The 2432-nt window shown below is 70.1% G+C and carries 3 protein-coding genes; all 3 read right to left on the bottom strand.

Annotation, left to right across the window (positions count from 1 at the left end; genetic code table 11):
• Positions 1 to 209: 209 nt before the first annotated feature.
• Positions 210 to 1088 carry an acyl-CoA thioesterase II gene (locus tag PV363_RS17240; RefSeq protein WP_220341540.1) on the bottom strand — a complete coding sequence of 293 codons (879 nt, stop codon included), beginning with the start codon at positions 1086 to 1088 and terminating at the stop codon, positions 210 to 212.
• A 71-nt stretch (positions 1089 to 1159) separates the two neighbouring features.
• Positions 1160 to 2092: a PAC2 family protein gene (locus PV363_RS17235; RefSeq protein WP_301023009.1), complete on the bottom strand. Its 933-nt coding sequence runs from the start codon at positions 2090 to 2092 to the stop codon at positions 1160 to 1162.
• A gap of 92 nt (positions 2093 to 2184) precedes the next feature.
• The coding region (locus tag PV363_RS17230; RefSeq protein ID WP_301023008.1) for an amino acid permease C-terminal domain-containing protein at positions 2185 to 2432 on the bottom strand (248 nt) is incomplete at its 5' end.

Below are 2432 nucleotides of genomic sequence, written 5' to 3'. Positions count from 1 at the left end.
CCTGCACGGTGGTCGCGGAGCTGCGACGCCCGATCCTGCTCCCGGCCACGGTTCAGTTCGGCTCGGCCTCCGACGGCGACCGCCTACTGCTCGGCATCACCGGGCACGCGCGGGAGGACAAGCCCGCTCCCACACATCTCGTCGCCCGGATCGATCCGCGCTGACCGTGTCCCAGGGACGGTGACGGCGGAGTCACCGTCCCGGGGCGGTCAGGCCTGCGGACGCGGCTCGATCGGACGGATCAAGCCCTCCTGGGCCACCGACGCCACGAGTGCGCCGTCCTCGGCGAAGATGTTGGCGGTCGCGAACCCTCGTGCGCCGATCGCCGACGGCGACACCTGGTCGTACAGCATCCACTGGTCGGCACGGACCGGGCGGTGGAACCACACGGCGTGGTCGAGCGAGGCGGGCTGGATCCGCGGCGACCCGACCGTCAGCCCGTGGACCACCAACGAGCTGCCCAGGAGCGTGAGGTCGCTGATGTAAGTCAGCACGCACGCGTTGAGGACCGGGTCGTCCGGAAGGTCTCCGGCGGCACGCAGCCACAGCCGTTGGATCGAGGGCGCGAGCCCACGAGCCGGGTCGTCGGCCGCACGGTTGTCGCCGACGTAGCGGACCTCGAGCGCCGACCACTCGGCGCGCCAGTGCTCGGCTGCCCGCGGGTCGACGAACTCGAGCACCTCCGAGAGCACCGGCGTCGACTCGACGGGTGGGACCTCCGGGATCGCGTTCTGGTGCTCGTAGCCGTCCTCGCGCCGGTGGAACGACGCGGTCATGTAGAAGATGACCTTGCCGTGCTGGCGCGCGGAGACCCGCCGGGTGGAGAACGATCCCCCGTCACGGATGCGCTCGACGTCGTAGATGATCGGCACGCTCGGGTCGCCGCCGAGGAGGAAGTAGACGTGGAGCGAGTGGACCGGGCGGTCCTCGGGGACGCTGTGCGACGCGGCCATCAGCGCCTGCGCAGCGACCTGTCCGCCAAACACCCGGGTCAGCGTGCTGTCTGCGGGGTGGGTGCCGCGGTACAGGTCTTCCTCGAGCCTCTCGAGGTCGAGGAGGTCCACGAGCTGTTCGATGGTTGCTGGCACGGACGTCATCGTCTCACGGCGCACCGGCCGTCGGAGGCCGGTGTAGGCGGGGACGCCTCGGGTGTGACCGACTACTCTCCGGAGCTCGACTCGGGCCGGTCGAGCTGCGCGAGGAACTCCTCGAACTGCTCACCGATCTCGTCGCCCGTCGGCAGCTCGGACTCGTCGGCCACGAGCGGCTCCACCGCGGATCGGTTCATCTGGTCGTACTGGCGCTCCAGCCCGGCAAGCACGTCGCCGCCGTCCTGCTCCTCCACCTGCTTGTGGATGTCGGCGACGGCCTCGGCCTGCTGCAGCCTGAGCTCCTCGAGGTCGAACGTCAGACCCGTGCCGCTGATGACGGCCTCCAGCAGCGCGACCGACGCGCTCGGGTATTCCACCTGGGCGACGTACTGCGGGACGTGGGCGACGTAGCCGATCGCATCGTGGCCCCACTCGCCGAGCCGCAGCTCGAGCACCGACTGGATGCTCGCCGGGACGACGACCTGCGCTCGGAACAGGTTAGGCCTGTCGAGCAGCTCACGCCGGCTGGCGTGGTTGGTGATGACCGACGGACGGGTGTGCGGAACGCCCATCGGGATCGCCCCGAGACCGACGACGAGCTCGACGCCGTACTCCTCGATGAGCTCGTGGACCTCCTCGGCGAACTGTTCCCACCGGAAATCAGGCTCGGGACCGGTCAGGACGAGGAACGGCGCGCCGTGGTCGTCGTGGTGGAGCCTCAGCTCCAGGGACGGACGGTCGTAGTCGGTGTAGCGGTCGCGGTCGAAGACCATCGGAGGTCGCCGCGCGCGGTAGTCGAAGTAGTCGTCGAGGTCGAACTCGTGGAGCACCTCACCCTCGTCGCGGGACTCCAGGTGCTCGACGGCGATCCTCGGGGCCGAGCCGGCGTTGAGGAAGCCGTCGAACGCGTAGAGCATCGCGGGACGGACGCCCTCAGGCAGCCCCTCGAGCGCTTCCGAGCCGGGACGAGTCCTCCGCAGCCTGCTGAAAAGCCTTCGCATCACGACACCTCCCAACGTCGACCGGGCATGCCGCATTCCCCGGGGGCGGGCGGTCCGACGCGTCGCGGCGGGCCGGGGGCACACCATCAAGCCTACGTGGAGCGGCTCTCGACCCCTTCGCCGGCCGCCTCCGTCGCTGCCCGGCCGACCCGGCTGTGCCTGCGCCCATAGGCGAAGTAGACGACGAAACCGAGCGCCATCCAGATGAAGAACCGCACCCAGGTCTCGCCGACCAGGTTCAGCATCAGGTACACGCAGGCGATGACCGCGACGACGGCGACCGCGGTGGCGCCCGGGACGCGGAAGCCTCGATCGAGGTCCGGGCGGGTACGGCGCAGGA

The organism is Mumia sp., assembly GCF_028803055.1.
In the GTDB taxonomy this organism is placed as follows: Bacteria; Actinomycetota; Actinomycetes; order Propionibacteriales; family Nocardioidaceae; genus Mumia.
Note: the sequence above shows the minus strand (reverse complement) of the source record. Positions and strands in the feature narration are given on the sequence as shown.

Bases quoted from the DNA above. Each gene is read 5' to 3' on its own strand.
- PV363_RS17235 (WP_301023009.1), bottom strand. From the start codon at position 2,092: ATGCGAAGGCTTTTCAGCAGGCTGCGGAGGACTCGTCCCGGCTCGGAA.